The following is a 14,928-nucleotide window of genomic DNA, read 5'->3' on the forward strand; positions in this document are numbered from 1 at the left end:
AGCGCGTAGTCCGGTCGGATGGAAGGTATGAAGATACTTGTCAATTCCGCGTTCGGGTACGCCGTCGCGGGTCTGGCGTCGGGCCTGTACTACCGGGAGCTGACCAAGGCCCAGGACTTCGACGGCCCGACTCAACTGTCCATCGTGCACACCCATTTCCTGGTTCTCGGGGTGCTGTTCCTGCTGATTGTTGCCATTCTCGAGCGCCTGTTGGTGCTCTCGGCCAGCCCGCTCTACCGCTGGTTCACCGTCACCTTTCACGCCGGCCTGATCCTCACGGTGGCGATGCAGCTCGTCCACGGGACCATGCAGGTCTTCGGTAAGGATGCGTCGGCCGCGATTTCGGGAATCGCCGGGATCGGTCATGTCCTGCTGACCGTCGCCTTTGTCGTCTTCTTCCTCGCACTTCGAAGCGCAGTCGCGCGCACACCACAACATCGCGACGTTCACCAGATAGCAGACACATCAACGAATGCGGAGGAAGTGGCATGAGTGACCTGCCTCAACGACCGACGGCGACGTCGGATGCCCGCATTCTGGTGCGGGCGTTCCGTATCGTGGCGACGCTGGAAGCAGTGACCTGGCTCGGGTTGCTGATCGGCATGTACTTCAAGTGGATAGCCGAGAGCACCGAGGTCGGCGTCCGCATCTTCGGATCCCTGCACGGGGCGGTGTTCGTGACATTCGTCGTGCTCTCGATCGCAATGTACGTCCGGCTCGGATGGCGCCTGCGGACCCTACTGTTGGCGCTGGTTTCTTCTCTGCCGCCGTTCGCCACGATCGCGTTCGAGGTGTGGGCTGCCCGTACCGGGCGCTTCGTCCCGGGCGCGGACCGCTACTCCGACTTTCCGTCTCACTATCCGACGTCGGTGCGATGAACGCATTCCAGTCGAGTTTGGATGCCCTGATATGACATCACGCTTTATGAACACTCTCTTCGGATCACGGCGTCGGGCCGGCATCGTCGTGCTGCTGTGGATCATCCTCGCGGGCGCCCTCGCAAGCATCGCGCCGGCCTTGGAGGACGTCGAAAACAACGCGGGAGCAAACGATCCGCCCCCGTCATCGCAATCCGTGCAGGCTGCCGAACTCGCTGCCCGCGAGTTTCCCCGCAATGAGGGCACCCCGGCGATCGTCGTCGTGCACGGCGCCGACGGGGCCACGACGGCAGCGGCAGTGGAGCGGATCGTCACGAGCATTGACGGTGCGAGAGCCGACAATCCCGCGATCGCCGCGATAGTCACCGCCGACGGCCCTGGCGGCGACAATCTGCGCACCACCGACGGTGACAGTGAGATGATTATCGTATCGCTGACAGGCGACCCGACCGACGAATCGTTCCAAAACACGGTCGGTGAGCTGCGCGATCTGGTCAGCGAGGCCGCCGGACCTGCTGATGCGGCGGTCACCGGGCCTGCAGGAATCGCCACCGACACCGTCAAGGTGTTCAGCAGCGGCGACAAGATCCTGCTCCTCGGAACGATCCTGCTGGTCGCCATCATCCTCCTGGTGATCTATCGGTCGCCGGTCCTCGTGGTTGTCGCGCTGGCCGGTGTGGGCGTCGCGATGCGGCTCGCCGAGACGGTGGGCGCGATGATGGCCGACGCGGGATGGTTCGATATCAGTTCGCAGACCGCGTCGATCATGACCGTGCTGCTGTTCGGTGTCGGCACCGACTACGCACTGATCGTCACCGCCCGCTACCGTGAAGCCCTCGCGGAGGAATCGAATCGCTCCGCCGCCATGATGCGGGCGCTGCGAGGAGTGTCCGAGGCGATCTTGTCGAGTGTCTCGACGATCGTCCTGGCCATGCTGGCTCTGCTCGTAGCGGTCTCTCCGGCCCTGCGTGGATTCGGCCCCTATCTCGCGCTGGGCGTCGCTTCGATGGGGCTGGTCGCCTTCACCTTCACCCCCGCACTCATGTTGCTCTTCGGAGGAAAACTGTTCTGGCCCTCCACAACCCAGACTGCGTCGGGACGCGCCGGTGGCAAGGTCTGGGAACGGATCGCGGATCTGGTCGACCGATCGCCGAAGACTGTGCTGGTATCCACACTCCTCGGTCTTCTCGTGATGACCGCGGGCCTGGCCGGCTATCGTGAAAGCTTCGACTTCATCAGCGGATTCCGCATCGACACCCAGTCCGAGGCCGGTCAGAACATGATCGCCGACGCATTCGGACCCGGGGAGATCGCGCCGTCCACCGTCTACGTCACCACCCAGCCCGGGACACCGTCACCCGACTGGAACCAGATCACCAGCCGCCTGTCGGACGTGGACGGGGTGGCCCGAGTCGGTGAGCAACCCGCGGTCAGTGCTGACGGGACAACGGCAGCATTCCAAGTCGCCCTCACCGACAACCCCTACAGCCCTGAGGCAATGGACCGCATAGACACCCTCGCGTCCGCTGCTCGGACTGCAGCGGACAGCGCGGGGATCGACGGTGCGCAGGTCCTCGTCGGCGGTGAAACAGCTCACTCCGCCGATATCCGGGCGGCGCTCGATCGCGACAACTGGGTCGTTGCCGCACTGGTCCTCGTGATCGTCGCCGCCGTCCTGGCACTGCTGCTGCGGTCCGTGCTCGCGCCTCTGTACCTGATCGGGACGCTGGTGTTGTCGTTCACCGCGACACTCGGGATCACGACCTTCATCACTGTCACGCTGCTCGGGGACGAGGGGATCGGGAACCGCGTTACGATCTACATCTTCGTGTTCCTGGTCGCTCTCGGTGTCGACTACACCATCTTCCTGATGAGCCGCTACCGGCAAGAGCTATCGGCGCATCCACCACGGGCGGCCCTGCGGGTAGCGCTCACCCGATCAGGTGGGGTGATTTCGTCTGCAGGACTCATCTTGGCAGCCACCTTCGCGGTGCTGACCACCCAACCGATCCGGGAACTGTTCCAGTTCGGTCTCGCGATGGCCATCGGGATCCTGCTCGACACCTTCGTTGTCCGGCCGCTTCTCGTTCCCGCGATCATGCGGCTACTCGGAGACAAGGCGCTGTGGCCGAGCGTGACCGAGGCGAATGCGAAGCCGGCGATGGAACCGTCCCACGTCTGAGGTACCGCCGCCAAGTGCCCGCGTCCCCGTAGACGGATGCGGGCACTCAGCGGGGCCCTGGCCGTCCTCTCAGCCCGCTGAGTTGAGGGGTTGTTCGAACAACCGAATGCGGCGTCGACCTCCGCCGGGACTGCTTTGTGATGCCCTTCCTTCTCCGCCCTGCCCGTCGATCGAGCGTCGTGAGGGGCGAGGCGACAAAACGGTGCGTTTGTTATGCGCGCTCTGTCGGGGTGGTGGTACCAGCAGCGCGCAGCGCGTCGTCAGGATCGCTGTTGTGCTTGCCGGCGAACGCGCGATAGCCCATGACCACCAGCCAGACGTAGGCGAGCGTCTTCGGGATCATCAACAGGCCGACGGTCTCGTTCTGCTGTGCCCACAGCACAACGGGGAGGCAGAACCCGAACGAGAGAGTCACCGCCGGCCAAGCGAAGCGGTAGAAGGCGTCGCCCCGAGCACGGACCCACAACGCGCCAATGATGACCACGCCGAGGACGAGGAAGAGGATGTTGCGAATGATCCCCCACGACAACGGCGGGTCTGCGCTGAATATGTCGTTCTGCGGCTACAGAACCAGCAGCACGTGCACGATGGCCGCCGTATACACGACAATGCTCATCACCGGGCTCGGTCCCAACGGCCGGTAGGTGCCTTCGGTGCGCGTTTCTCGTGCGGTCGGCCAGCGTCGCAGGATGAGCAGATAGACCAGCACGTAGAAGGCCGTCATGGTCAGCGCGGTGACCAGCTTGCCGTAGCCGAGGGAAACATGGTGGGCCTCGACGCCGGTGGTGTTCAATGCCCACGCCCGGGCGAGCAGGTGGAACGAGTCGCCGAAGCCGAGAACGATCGCGGTCCAGCCCGCCAGTTGCGCCGGCAGCTCGCCCCGGCGCGCAGGCCCGCCGCGCAAGATGAGTACGCCGAGCGTGAAGATCGTCAGTAGATAGGTGATGTCGAAAGCCGACTCGAATATCGCTCGCAATGCCACAGCCGAGTTTTTCGTTCGGCGCCGGTTCCTCGAACTGCGCACCGTGTGAGAATCCGATTACATTGCCCGAACGCCGATTCCGTGCTCGACGAACAACGGCCATCGGGCCCCGCCGCGGCGGGGCCCGATGGACCTGAAGGTAGTCGCCGCTGCGCCTCAGGACGCCGGCGTGGAAAGACGGCTGTAGGTGGGAAGCAGCGCTCCGCTGCGCATTCCATAGGCGCGGTCGACGAGGATCAGCTGACTCAGGTCATGGGTGACCATCACCGTGGCCACGTTCCGGTCGCGGCTCAGTTCCGCGAGCAGACCGACGATCTCGCGGCTACGGTCCTCGTCGAGTGCCGAGGTCGGTTCGTCGACCAGCAACACCGAGGGGTCGTTGATCAGCCCACGCGCAATCGCGATACGCTGGCGCTGTCCGCCCGACAGCTGGTGGGGACGCCGATCGAGCTGCTTCTCGAGACCGAGCGAGCACAACAGGTCCGCGGCGCGCTCGGCTGTCGCGGACCGACCCGCCGGCGAGGTGGGTCATCATCTGCAGCTGCTCGACGGCGGTCAACGAGGGGAGCAGGTTCGACTGCTGGAACACGAAGCCCGCCTGGGTTCGACCCGGTCGAGTACGCAGGTCGTAACGTAGTCGAGCGCTGCATCAATCGGCTCGAACACTTCCGTGACCTGGCCTCCCCGCTACGCCAAACGGGCTGCCTACCTCCGGTCCGAGTTGATCATCGCTGCGATCGTCCTGTGGCTTCGATGATTCATAGGTCAGGCCCCTAGGCGGTATGGGCAGCCCCCGACTCGACGTCGGGAGCTACCCATACCGCCTAGAGCGTGTCCTGTGAATCGGTGAACACCCCCCGTGATACGCATTCGGGGTGGTAGGACGCGGTGAGCTGACCGACAAGGCCTGGACGCAGATCGAACCGCTACTGCCCGCTTCAGGACGAGGCGGACAGTGGCGCGATCACCGACAGGTGATCAACGCGATCTTGTGGAAGCTGCGCACCGGCGCACCCTGGCGGGACCTGCCCGAACGCTACGGACCATGGAAGACGGCCCACGAGCGGTTGCGTAAATGGACCATGGACGGCACCTGGGAGAAGATCCTCGATGCTGCGGTCGTCAAAGACGACGCGGTCGGGGCGATCGAGTGGATCGTCTCGGTCGACTCGACCGTGGTCCGGGCACACCAGCATTCGGCCGGTGCCCGGAAAAAGGGGGCTGCACACCGGCAGTCGAAGCGCTCGCCGTCGACGGAGAATGTCTCGGACGTTCCCGAGGAGGACTGAGCAGCAAGATTCATCTCGCGGTCGACGGACGCGGTATGCCGATGAGTGTGATCCTTACCGCCGGCCAGGCCGGTGACAACCCGCAGCTGGTTCCGCTGCTCGACGGGATCGAGGTCGCCCGCCTTGGGGGTGGACGGTCGCGATCCCGTCCGGATGCGGTGGTGGCGGACAAGGCGTATTCGCATCCGAGTACCCGTGTCCTGCTGCGGGGGCGCGGGATCCGGTTCACCTGTCCGGAACGGGCGGATCAGAAGGCCGGCCGGGCGGCGAGAGGCTCCCGTGGTGGGCGTCCACCGGCGTTCGACCGGTCGAGTACGCAGGCCGCAACGTCGTCGAGCGCTGCATCAACCGGCTCAAACACTTCCGTGACCTGGCCACTCGTTACGCCAAACGAGCTGCCTATTTCCGATCCGAGTTGATCATCGCTGCGATCGTCCTGTGGCTTCGATGATTCATAGGTGTACCCGGCCATCAGGTTGGTGCCAGTCGGCTGACCGGTGGAAGTCCTCCGAGTGCGCTGTGACGCCGTCGAGTGTTGTAGTACTCGAGCCAGGGTGCAAGAGCAGCGGTCAGTTCGGCGTTGGACGTGAACACCTGCCGGTAGGCCCATTCGCTCTGCAGGGGGCGGTTCAGACGTTCGACCTTGCCGTTCTGCCAAGGGCCGTGGGGTTTGATGAAGCGCTGCCGGATGCCGTGCTCGGCGCACACGGTGCGCAGCGAGTACCGGTAGGCCCACGCGTTGTCGGTCATCAACCGTTCGATCCGGGTGATGCCGTGGCCGGCGAAGTAGTCGATCGCGCGGATCAGGAAACCTGCACAGGTGGCACCCTTTTCGTCCGGGAGGATCTACGAGTACGCGAGTCGGGAGTGATCGTTGACGAGCGAGTGCACATAATCGAAGCCCACCTTCGTCGTGCGGTTGCGGGGCCGGTTCTGTCGACCGTGGGCCCGCCAGCCGCCAGCCGCCAGCCGCCAGCCGCCGCCGTCGGTGATCCGACCGAGCGTTTTGACGTCCATGTGCACCAGTTCGCCCGGGCGCCGACGTTCGTGGCGCACCGCGGTCGTCTTCGACGCCCGGATCACGTGCCCGGTCAGCGGGTCGCAGTCGGCCAGGTGGGGCACCTGGTGGCGTCGGAGAACCCGGGAGATGGTGCGGGCCGGAACTCCGAGTTCGGCCGCGAGGACCGGTCGCGCAATCCGCTCTCACTTTCGGTCTCGTAGCGGGCCACCCATGTGGACACACTTGCGGGAGATTCCCATTGCGCTGGCGATATGCGCTTTGGGCCAGCCGTTTCGGTAGCGCCCGATGATGAGCAATCTTCCGAGATAAGTCGTGCGGGCATTACGGTGGGACACGAGAACCTCCGAGCGGATGTGGGCCTTGGACAAGCCACCCCCACTCGGAGGTTCTCTTCACATCAAGCCGACACGCCTGCTACCAACGTCCCGGCCGAGTACACCTAGGGTGTGAACGCCGCTGCGGTTGCTGCTGTGTCCTCGAACAGGTGCATTCGCGTGATCTTTCCCGCCTTCACGGTCAAGCGCACCGCGACGTCGGTGTGGAACGGGCGTCCGGTCGCAGCTGCGACGTGGTCGAACGCACCGAAGACGACGGCATCCTCGCCGTCGGTGACGACAGTCTCGACCGAGACGACGCTCTTGCCCGGTACGAGGGCGGCCCACAGGGCACGGAAGTAGTCGGGCACCTCGCTTTTGCGCGAGCGAGCGCCGACCCAGTGTGCTAACGCCGGGTCGCCCGGAACGAACCAGTCGATTTCCTCCGCGAACAGCTCGCCCAGTTGTTCCGGGTCCTGCGCTCCCAGGGCCTCGAGGAAGGCGGTCGTGGTGTCTGTTGTGGTGGGGGTCATCAGGTGTCCTGTCTCTGGTGGCGATCGCCGACCGCCGATCTGTAGTGGTCGATACAGAACGCTAGCACATCTGTAGTGGTCGTTATAGAATGAATGTATGGGACGGCCGCGCAACTTCGATCGAGACACCGCATTGGACAAGGCGATGCTTCTGTTCTGGGAGCACGGCTACGAGCAGACCTCCATCGCCGACCTCACGCAGGAGCTCGGCATTTCCGCGCCTAGCCTGTACGCCGCGTTCGGCGACAAACGGACCCTGTTCGAGGAGGCCGTCGCCCGCTATGAAGCCAACCCCGCGTCGGTGACGACAGCCGGGACCGCCGGGACGACTCCGCACGAGGTGCTGCGATTGATGCTCGACCGTGCCTGCCAGGAGTACGTCAGCGAAGCACATCCACGTGGATGTCTCGTCAACACAGCACCTGAGCTCACCGACAATCGCAACCAGAACCGCGCGATCACCGCAGACCGACTGCGGACAGTCGACATCGACACGGAGACGAGCGTCGACGCCGACACGCTCGCCGCCTTCACCCATGCTCTGCTCGTGGGCCTGTCGTCCTACGCTCGCGACGGCGCCGACGAGGAGCAGTTGCGCCGCGTAGCCGAGCTGGCCCTGCGTGTGACGACTGCGTGAGTGGTACTCCTCTGGGGTAGCCACGCACCGAACACGATGTGCTCGCCGCTTGTTCGTGCACCGTCTTCTATACGCCGAAGTCCTGTGCCGTTCCGGCGGCCTCACGCGCGACATCGACAAAGAGCATGAGAGTGCACCACTTCTGGTTGCGGCCGGACTCTGACCGGACGCCGCAGGCGCCGACTGAGGGAGGAGGCGTTCGAGGAGGGGGTTGATGACCGTGTCCGCCACCCAATCGAGCCGGGGGGTGTTGGTCTGCGCCTCCTGACGCATGCAGTGCGGGAACTCCGGAAAGCGGGCCGTGTACTGGAACAAAGCGCGGTACTCGAGCATCAGGCGCTCGATCGGGGATTGTGACTCTGAGTCAACTCGCCGACACCAGTGACGATTCAGTAAAAACGCCTGCCGATCGGGCCCTCGCGAGACCCTGCCGTTACCGGAGCACCGAGGCGAGGCCGGCCCCTTGGCGGCAGGTCATCACCAGGTGAGCGCGACGTACTGCGACTTTGTGAACTCAAGCAGGACCTCGTGTCTGCCCTCCTAGCCGATCCCGCTCTGCTTCATGCCCTCGAAGGGTGCCGCGGTCCATGCCGACCTGGAGCACTCAGTGCTGGCACACCTGTCGTTCAGAATCTTCAACGCTAACGCCGCATGGCTCGTGCTGGTGGTCATCGCGTTCAACTTGACCCGCGCGGCGGGAACCGTGGAGGCACCCGAACTCGCGAGGACGACCACCGCGACCCTGCGCCGCAAGCTGGTCAATGTCGGGAGAACGGTCTATGGCACGGAGGCGACTGTCGCCGACATGAGCATGACGACCGCGGTCGTGTGTCGTGTTTTCGGTCGGCATCCCGCCACCCGGGACGGTCCTCGCGTCGCTTCGAGGTGTCGGTCATTGCCGAGGTGGATGCCAGGTATCCGAGTTGATCGACGCGCGTCCGGACTGACAGGGGCGATGACTGCGGATCGCTGGTTCGTGCCGACAGGTCGCGCTCGGACTAATCCCCGCGGCGTCTTCATCGGCGGCGACGGCAGGGTTGCGTTCGCAGTCCACGCGAATAACCAAACTGATAGTGAACATAAGAGCGCGTATCGGTAGCGTTGGGCGGCGCGTGCATGCATTGCGTTGCGTGCACGCAGTGCGCGCAGGCCTGCATGGATCACAATGCGCCAGAAATTGTGGGATTGGACCGGCCTGACCAGGCTGTCCTCACCTGTAGCGGTAAGTGCAGCATCGAGGTCGGGACTCGCCCCGGTTTGGTTGACATTTGATCTGTGAGGATCATTCCTCACGATGGAGCGATGTTCCCCATGCCGAAGCCGTTCTCTGACGAGTTCCGTCGCGACGTCATCGCCGTCACACGCAAGGGAGAGGCCCGCTGCGTCCGATCGCGAAGACTTCGGGATCTCCGAAGGGTGCCTGCACCGCTGGTCGAAGATCACCGACCGCGAGGACGGTATCGATACCGGGTGCGAAGGGTTCAGTAACGGACGAGTCCGCGCAACTGCGACGAGCCCATAAACGGCTCAACTGCTCGAGCAAGAAGCCGAGGTCATGTGCCGTGCCGTGGCGTACCTGTCCCGGGACGTCAACCCAAAATAAGGCTCCCACTCGTCCTCGGCTTCGCCGCTGACGGGGTGCCTGTCACGGTGGCCTGCCGGGTTCTCGGATTCTCCACCCATGCCTCTACAGTTGGAAGAAACACCGATAACACAATGGGATTGGGATGATGCCCACCTGATTAACACCGCTCGTGACATCCACGCGGCCGATCCCCCCTTCGGCTACCGCTTCATCGCCGACGAACTCCGATCGGGGCATCATCGCCGGCGAGAACAACGGGTGCGGTTGTGCTCACAAGAGGGCATCTGGTCGGTGTTCGCCAAGATGAGAGCCGAGCCGGAAAGCTGGGCGGCCTGAGCGTGTACGAACTCCGGGCGGTGATGGCCGCGAAGGAAAACACTACCGAACCGGCGATGTCGTTGTCCGGTTTAAGCGAAACAGTGTAGTATTCAACACGAGTCGGGGATAGCTACGTGTACTGCAAAGCTGATTTGAAGTACACCACTCCATGGGACATTATCCATCGGGGTTCCGGTCCGGACAGCTCCGGCATCGGTCCGGCACACGATCTCGACGCCGGGATGTTACTGCAGTTAGGCGGAGTCGGTGCCGTTGGTTCGATCGGGCAGCAGATCGACCGGAGGACAAATCTACGACGACAGTTCCGTAGACGTGGCCGCGGCAGAGCGCGAAGTCGTCAACCCCAAATCTGCGTGGTCTCGATCGGCCGATCCGGGATCGAGCGCACGACACGCAACAGCGTGTCCCTGCTGACGTGTATCCCAAGTCGGGGAGCGAGGCGGGCACCGGCACGGCCGACCACAACCAGCCCGATAGCCTCGATCATCGTGGTGATACCGCGGTTCGCGGAGCCCACCATTGTGTCAGTCCGGGTACTTGCTCGGCGGATGGTATGGCGGCGCGAGTGTCGTTGTCGCAGAAGAGCCTGCGGACCCCACATCGAGGGCGACGGGAGGGCGCCGATACCGTGAGCGCATCCGCCGCTATTGCCCCCTGGTCAGCGGCATATTTCCGCCTCGACGGAAAAGTGCGCCCAGACCCACCTTCGCTCACCCTCATCAGCGGAGAGTTCGGGTTGCTTGACCGTCCCAGTGGGCCGCGCCGCCAGGCCGCCGCGAACGGTGGAGCAGATTGAGAGGTTGCGACGGAGCCAGAAGTGGTCTCCGGCGGGTCATGTTCGAAGGTGAGACGCGCCGTTGAGGTCCAGGATCGTTCCGGTGGCCCATTCGGCTTCAGGTGAGGCGAGATAGACGATGGCTGCGGCTACTTCGGCCGGTGTCCCGACGCGACCGAGGGGACTCTGTTGCCGCAGCGCGGCGCCCTCTCCACAGCTGAGCTTCGGTTGCTGACGTTCACTGGAGACGAATCCGGGCGCGACGCTGCTCACGGCGATTCCTCGTGGTGCCAGGGCGATCGCCAGCGATTGTCCGAGTGCGTGCAAAGCAGCCTTGGTTGCGCCGTAGGCCGGATGCTCGGGTTCACCTCGAAACGCCCCACGGGAGCCGACGTTGACGATTCGTCCCCCTACGGTCATGTATTGTGCCGCTGCCCAGGTCACGCAGGAAGACCCGAGAAGGTTCACCTCCACCATCCTGGTCCACACGGCGCACCAATCGTCGTAGCTGGTATCCGTAATCGGGTGGCGATTGCCTGCGGACGGTGCTACCGCGGCGTTGTTGACAAGCACGTCCAACGAACCGAGCTCGCTGACCGCGCGCTCTACGAGGTTTCGTGCTTGCGTCGGATCTCCGATGTCACCGCTGACGATGGTGTGGCCTTCCCCGGGAAGCTCTGACCTCGTATGCTCGGCGCCGCGCCGGTCGGTCGCGTAGTGCACTGCCACGATGTCACCGAGTTCGGCGAATGCACGGGCGGTGGCGCGGCCGATGCCGCTCGATGCGCCGGTGACCAGAATCTTTCGCATGGATTGAACCTTCTCCTTCGCGGTGAGTATCCCACCGATCTCTTGTCATTCCGCCGTCTGTCCGAAAGGCAGGATCCCGTCACGAGACAGGGGCGGGCTCGACGTGGACAACACTGTCCAACATCGATTGGGGCCGAGCTCCCATTCGTTGCCAGGACGGTGGCAGTATCACTCTCGAACGCTGCCGCTCTGTTCAGCAAGGGTTCACAGTCCAAATACCGGACAGTTCCTGTCTGTCGCAACGACGGAGCTACGGGCTATCGAGACGGGCGGTGGCTGCGAGGGATCCCAGCAGTTGGAGCTTGTCGGCGCTGGACGAGCCGACGGGAGCTTGGTAGACGATCAGTTGGTGGCCGGGTGCGCTGCGGACGTCGAAAGCGTTGTATTCGAGGAGAAGATCGCCGACGGCAGGATGACGAAATTCTTTCGCCTCGTGAGTTTTTCCCCGGACGTCGTGCCGGCTCCACAGTTCGCGGAACTCGGCGCTTGCAGCGTGTGCCTGGAGAATGAGAGCACGGACGTCGTCTGCCGACCCCGTGTGGCCGAGAGCGAGCCGAAGGTTCGCGACACAGGAAGTGGTTGCGCGGTCCCGGTCGGTGAAGAAGCTGCGTCCGAAGGGGTCGAGGAAGACCATCCGCGCAATGTTGTCGATGCGTTCGAAACCGCTGTACAGGGCTCCAGCCAGGTCGTTGTATGCAAGAACATCCAACTGACGGTTGATGATGAACGCGGGGGTGTGCGACCAGGATGCGAGCAGTTGCCGGAGTGAATCGTCGACGGTGGTCCTTACCGGAGCGCGCGGTGTCGGTGCCAGGCCCGCGAGGCGGAACAGGTGCTCGCGCAAATCGGTGTCGAGGTCGAGTGCACCGGCGAGGGCGTTGAGGACCGCTGGGGAGGGGTTTCGCTCACGGCCCTGCTCGAGTCGGGTGTAGTAGTCGACGCTGACGCCGGCGAGCATGGCGACTTCTTCACGGCGAAGGCCGGAAACCCGCCGCCCCGACTGCGCTGTGAGGCCGACATCCGTGGGCTGCACGTGGCCGCGTCGCGCTTTGAGGAATGTTCCCAGTTCGGTGGAGCTCATGAGACGACGCTAGCCTCACCGCGTCGCGGCTGGCAGGCCGTGTCGCACCCTGGCTGGGATTGCTTGGCCGTGAGCACCAGCGCGGCACCGGATAGGGTGATCGCCACCACGAGGAACATGGCGGTGGTCACACTGCCGCTGTGGGCCGGTGCAGCGATCATCGGCCCGATGCTGCCGCCGAGGAACATGAACGCGCCGTACCAAGCGGTCGCGCCGGCCGTCTCGGCGGGTGCAGACATCTCGATGATGCGTGCGACAAGGGCAGAAGTGGTCAGCGCGATGGCAGCGACGAAGACGATGACACCACCGGCGACGACCGAGGTGGTATCCACCAGCCCGATCACTGCCGCGCTGAGCGCGGCAATCAGGAAGCCGGCAGTGGCGCGGCGCCGAGCCGGAACGGTGTGGAGCAGGCCGGTCGTAAGCGGCACCAGAACGAGGGCAGCAAGGGTGGCCACTCGCACACCTTGTAGACCTCCGGGGAACCGGGCGACGGCGGCAGAATCACTGAGTTGCAATGCAGTGAACAGTGCGACGTAGCTGCCCAGGACTGCTGCTGTCGCGATGTACAGGGCGAGCATCCGTCCACGCCGGATCACGGCGGGAAGCACGAGGAACGCCTGAGCCACGGGTACGGATGTCATCGGGCCGCGGTCCAGCATGAACGCGAGGACGACGGTGCATACCGCCAGTGCCGCCGTGCTCGCGATGAACGCCCCTTTCCATCCCCACGCGTGCCCTACAGGACGAGCGATCAGGGGCATAACCACAGCCGACGCCAAGAACGCGGTTGTCAATGCGGTGGTGGCAAACGTTCGAAGGCGTGCGGGGAATTGCTGCGCTACATACACGAGCGCGCAGGGTGCGAAGGCAGCGGTGACCAGGCCCTGGATGGCGCGAGCAACCAGTTCGCCGGCGAGCGACGACGGTACGGCCGCGACGAGAGCGGTGGCGCTTGCGCATGCCAAACCCACGACGAGGACGGGTTTGGCGCCGAAGCGTCCCGCTAGAGGGCCGGCGGCCAGGAAGCCACACGCGTAGGTGATTCCGAAGACGGTTGTCGTTGCCGCGACCGCGGACGGTGCAATGTTCAAATCGTCGGCCATCGAATCGAGGAGACCGAGAACAATGTAGGTTTGCCCGACGGCGAGGATGCCCGTGACGGTCAAGGCCGCCACCGTGGCCAAGCCGCGTAGTCGAGAGAATTCGGGTGCAGTCATGAGGGTTGATCCTCGAGTTCGTAGTTGCAATTACTTCGTGAGAGTTGCGTTGAGCTGTCGCCCGAGTGGATCGGGGAGGCTGACGTGCTGGTTGCTGATCTGCGAATGCTGCTTGAAAAGGCATGGCGCCCAGGCCCAGAGATTTCCGGGGAACGCGCCGGGCGCCTGCACACCCCGCAGCGCTACAACAGGCGCCTTCGCCGGGTGATGCACACGTCGGCGTCGACCGCAGCGCGTTGCGGATCCGTATCCCGCGCTTACCGCTGACGCCGATGCGCCGCAGGCAACGTCCCGTGCAAGCCACCTGGTGCCTGGCTTGCCGGCGCACGAACGTTCCCTATGCCCTCGTCCGCGACCATCCCACCTGGCAGCGCGAGGCGCCGGAAACCTCGGGTGCCGCTTGACCGGCCATGAGACTCCTCTCACGAGATGCCTCGGAGCGACAGGATCCAACTCTCGTGCCTGGGGCCAGTCCGAGCCAGGCCGTAGCGCACCCAGGCACACAGCGGCCTGTTCCGGTGCACCGTCCAGCCGGATAGTGGATTTCGCCGGAATCACCCGGCGTCCTCGAATCCCCATTCCGGAGTACAACATGATCACCCCCTTCACCCCCGAACTGCTCGAGCTCATCACCACCAACCGCACCGGCGGGCATCGTCCGCTGCTGTTCGCCAACGCCCGGATCATCACCGACGACTCCCTGATCTGCGACTTCGACTGCGGCGATGTTCTTCTCGGTGGTTCTCGCGTGGTCGGCATCGGTCCGGGTCTGCTGACCGCAGCAGAGGACGACGGCGCCATCGTCATCGACTGTGCCGGGTACGTCATCGTGCCGGCAATCGTCGACACCACTCGGCTGCGTGGCCTGAGTCCGACATCGTTCCGGTCACCGACCGCGATCGCACCCGGCAATCCGGCCGGTTTCGCGATCCTGCCCGCCGTATCCGGAGAATCGGAATCCGCCGCGCTGCACCGATTCCTCGCCGCCCCCGACATTTCGCTCGTGCTCGTCGTCGACGGTGAGATCGTCCTGTGGGACGGACACCCGGTCGACGCCGGCCGTGCAGCAGATATCGAGGTTGCCCACACCGCCTCCGCGGACCGTTATCTCGGCACGTGGATCGACGAGAACGATTTCGTGCATCAGCACCTGACCGCGGACGGTCGCTACGACGAAACCCGCGGTGGACGCCCGCACGCCTACCAGGGCTCGTACTGGATCACCGGCGACCGCATCGACTACCGCGACGATCTCGGATTCTGGGCCTTCGGCGAATTCGCC

At 64.4% G+C, this 14,928-nt stretch carries 12 protein-coding genes and 5 pseudogenes; 9 read left to right on the forward strand and 8 right to left on the reverse strand.

Annotation, left to right across the window (positions count from 1 at the left end; genetic code table 11):
- Positions 1 to 18 precede the first annotated feature (18 nt).
- The 3 genes from A8G18_RS10195 to A8G18_RS10205 are packed head-to-tail and all read left to right on the forward strand — an operon-like array spanning position 19 to position 3,060.
- A complete protein-coding gene (locus A8G18_RS10195) occupies positions 19 to 492 on the forward strand; it encodes a DUF2871 domain-containing protein (protein WP_064063768.1) in 474 nt (157 codons plus the stop codon).
- A complete protein-coding gene (locus tag A8G18_RS10200; RefSeq protein ID WP_064063769.1) occupies positions 489 to 878 on the forward strand; it encodes a DUF3817 domain-containing protein in 390 nt (129 codons plus the stop codon). The genes A8G18_RS10195 and A8G18_RS10200 overlap by 4 nt, the downstream gene beginning before the upstream one ends.
- A gap of 46 nt (positions 879 to 924) precedes the next feature.
- The gene (locus A8G18_RS10205) at positions 925 to 3,060 is read left to right on the forward strand and encodes an MMPL family transporter (RefSeq protein WP_245207834.1); all 2,136 of its coding nucleotides are present in this window, start codon (positions 925 to 927) and stop codon (positions 3,058 to 3,060) included.
- 211 nt (positions 3,061 to 3,271) lie between these two features.
- Here the strand turns inward: A8G18_RS10205 and A8G18_RS23200 are convergent, their stop codons facing one another.
- The 3 genes and pseudogenes from A8G18_RS23200 to A8G18_RS10220 all read right to left on the reverse strand — a co-directional run.
- Positions 3,272 to 3,544: a hypothetical protein gene (locus A8G18_RS23200; RefSeq protein ID WP_174906202.1), complete on the reverse strand. Its 273-nt coding sequence runs from the start codon at positions 3,542 to 3,544 to the stop codon at positions 3,272 to 3,274.
- A 78-nt stretch (positions 3,545 to 3,622) separates the two neighbouring features.
- Positions 3,623 to 4,042, reverse strand: a complete 420-nt coding sequence (locus tag A8G18_RS23205; RefSeq protein ID WP_064063772.1) for a hypothetical protein — start codon at positions 4,040 to 4,042, stop codon at positions 3,623 to 3,625.
- Between the two features lie 156 nt (positions 4,043 to 4,198).
- Positions 4,199 to 4,664: pseudogene (locus A8G18_RS10220) on the reverse strand (ABC transporter ATP-binding protein); the annotation flags it as partial.
- A gap of 253 nt (positions 4,665 to 4,917) precedes the next feature.
- Between A8G18_RS10220 and A8G18_RS22415 the strand changes: the two are divergent.
- Positions 4,918 to 5,782: pseudogene (locus tag A8G18_RS22415) on the forward strand (IS5 family transposase).
- Between the two features lie 20 nt (positions 5,783 to 5,802).
- On the opposite strand, the pseudogene A8G18_RS22420 reads toward A8G18_RS22415, so the two are convergent.
- Positions 5,803 to 6,687: pseudogene (locus tag A8G18_RS22420) on the reverse strand (integrase core domain-containing protein).
- 104 nt (positions 6,688 to 6,791) lie between these two features.
- Positions 6,792 to 7,199 (reverse strand): nuclear transport factor 2 family protein, encoded by a 408-nt coding sequence (locus tag A8G18_RS10235; RefSeq protein WP_064063774.1) that lies wholly within the window; start codon positions 7,197 to 7,199, stop codon positions 6,792 to 6,794.
- A gap of 97 nt (positions 7,200 to 7,296) precedes the next feature.
- On the opposite strand from A8G18_RS10235, the gene A8G18_RS10240 reads away from it, so the two are divergent.
- From A8G18_RS10240 to A8G18_RS23375, 3 genes and pseudogenes are all read left to right on the forward strand, one after another.
- Positions 7,297 to 7,836, forward strand: coding sequence for a TetR/AcrR family transcriptional regulator (locus tag A8G18_RS10240; RefSeq protein ID WP_064063775.1), 540 nt, complete (start codon positions 7,297 to 7,299; stop codon positions 7,834 to 7,836).
- 583 nt (positions 7,837 to 8,419) lie between these two features.
- Positions 8,420 to 8,602, forward strand: a pseudogene (locus A8G18_RS23370) (IS1380 family transposase); the annotation flags it as partial.
- Positions 8,603 to 9,147: 545 nt separating this feature from the next.
- Positions 9,148 to 9,730 (forward strand): annotated as a pseudogene (locus tag A8G18_RS23375) (transposase family protein); the annotation flags it as partial.
- An 862-nt stretch (positions 9,731 to 10,592) separates the two neighbouring features.
- Here A8G18_RS23375 and A8G18_RS10255 read toward each other — a convergent pair.
- The 3 genes from A8G18_RS10255 to A8G18_RS10265 all read right to left on the reverse strand — a co-directional run bounded on the left by A8G18_RS10255 (position 10,593) and on the right by A8G18_RS10265 (position 13,646).
- Entirely contained in the window at positions 10,593 to 11,345 is a 753-nt protein-coding gene (locus tag A8G18_RS10255) for an SDR family NAD(P)-dependent oxidoreductase (RefSeq protein ID WP_064063778.1), read from the reverse strand.
- A gap of 250 nt (positions 11,346 to 11,595) precedes the next feature.
- Entirely contained in the window at positions 11,596 to 12,426 is an 831-nt protein-coding gene (locus A8G18_RS10260) for a helix-turn-helix domain-containing protein (protein WP_064063779.1), read from the reverse strand.
- The gene (locus A8G18_RS10265) at positions 12,423 to 13,646 is read right to left on the reverse strand and encodes an MFS transporter (RefSeq protein WP_064063780.1); all 1,224 of its coding nucleotides are present in this window, start codon (positions 13,644 to 13,646) and stop codon (positions 12,423 to 12,425) included. Before A8G18_RS10265 ends, A8G18_RS10260 begins: the two co-directional genes overlap by 4 nt.
- Before the next feature lie 105 nt (positions 13,647 to 13,751).
- Between A8G18_RS10265 and A8G18_RS23655 the strand changes: the two genes are divergently transcribed.
- Together A8G18_RS23655 and A8G18_RS10270 are read left to right on the forward strand one after the other, a co-directional pair.
- Positions 13,752 to 13,913 (forward strand): transposase, encoded by a 162-nt coding sequence (locus A8G18_RS23655; RefSeq protein WP_425337697.1) that lies wholly within the window; start codon positions 13,752 to 13,754, stop codon positions 13,911 to 13,913.
- 325 nt (positions 13,914 to 14,238) lie between these two features.
- On the forward strand, positions 14,239 to 14,928 hold a 690-nt coding region (locus A8G18_RS10270; RefSeq protein WP_064063781.1), incomplete at its 3' end, for an Atu4866 domain-containing protein.

The sequence above is a fragment of the Rhodococcus gordoniae genome (assembly GCF_001646655.1).
Classification (GTDB): Bacteria; Actinomycetota; Actinomycetes; order Mycobacteriales; family Mycobacteriaceae; genus Rhodococcus; species Rhodococcus gordoniae.

Bases quoted from the DNA above. Each gene is read 5' to 3' on its own strand.
- A8G18_RS10235 (WP_064063774.1), bottom strand. From the start codon at position 7,199: ATGACCCCCACCACAACAGACACCACGACCGCCTTCCTCGAGGCCCTG.
- A8G18_RS23655 (WP_425337697.1), top strand. From the start codon at position 13,752: ATGCTGCTTGAAAAGGCATGGCGCCCAGGCCCAGAGATTTCCGGGGAA.
- A8G18_RS10205 (WP_245207834.1), top strand. From the start codon at position 925: ATGAACACTCTCTTCGGATCACGGCGTCGGGCCGGCATCGTCGTGCTG.
- A8G18_RS10265 (WP_064063780.1), bottom strand. From the start codon at position 13,646: ATGACTGCACCCGAATTCTCTCGACTACGCGGCTTGGCCACGGTGGCG.
- A8G18_RS10200 (WP_064063769.1), top strand. From the start codon at position 489: ATGAGTGACCTGCCTCAACGACCGACGGCGACGTCGGATGCCCGCATT.
- A8G18_RS10255 (WP_064063778.1), bottom strand. From the start codon at position 11,345: ATGCGAAAGATTCTGGTCACCGGCGCATCGAGCGGCATCGGCCGCGCC.
- A8G18_RS10260 (WP_064063779.1), bottom strand. From the start codon at position 12,426: ATGAGCTCCACCGAACTGGGAACATTCCTCAAAGCGCGACGCGGCCAC.
- A8G18_RS10240 (WP_064063775.1), top strand. From the start codon at position 7,297: ATGGGACGGCCGCGCAACTTCGATCGAGACACCGCATTGGACAAGGCG.
- A8G18_RS10195 (WP_064063768.1), top strand. From the start codon at position 19: ATGGAAGGTATGAAGATACTTGTCAATTCCGCGTTCGGGTACGCCGTC.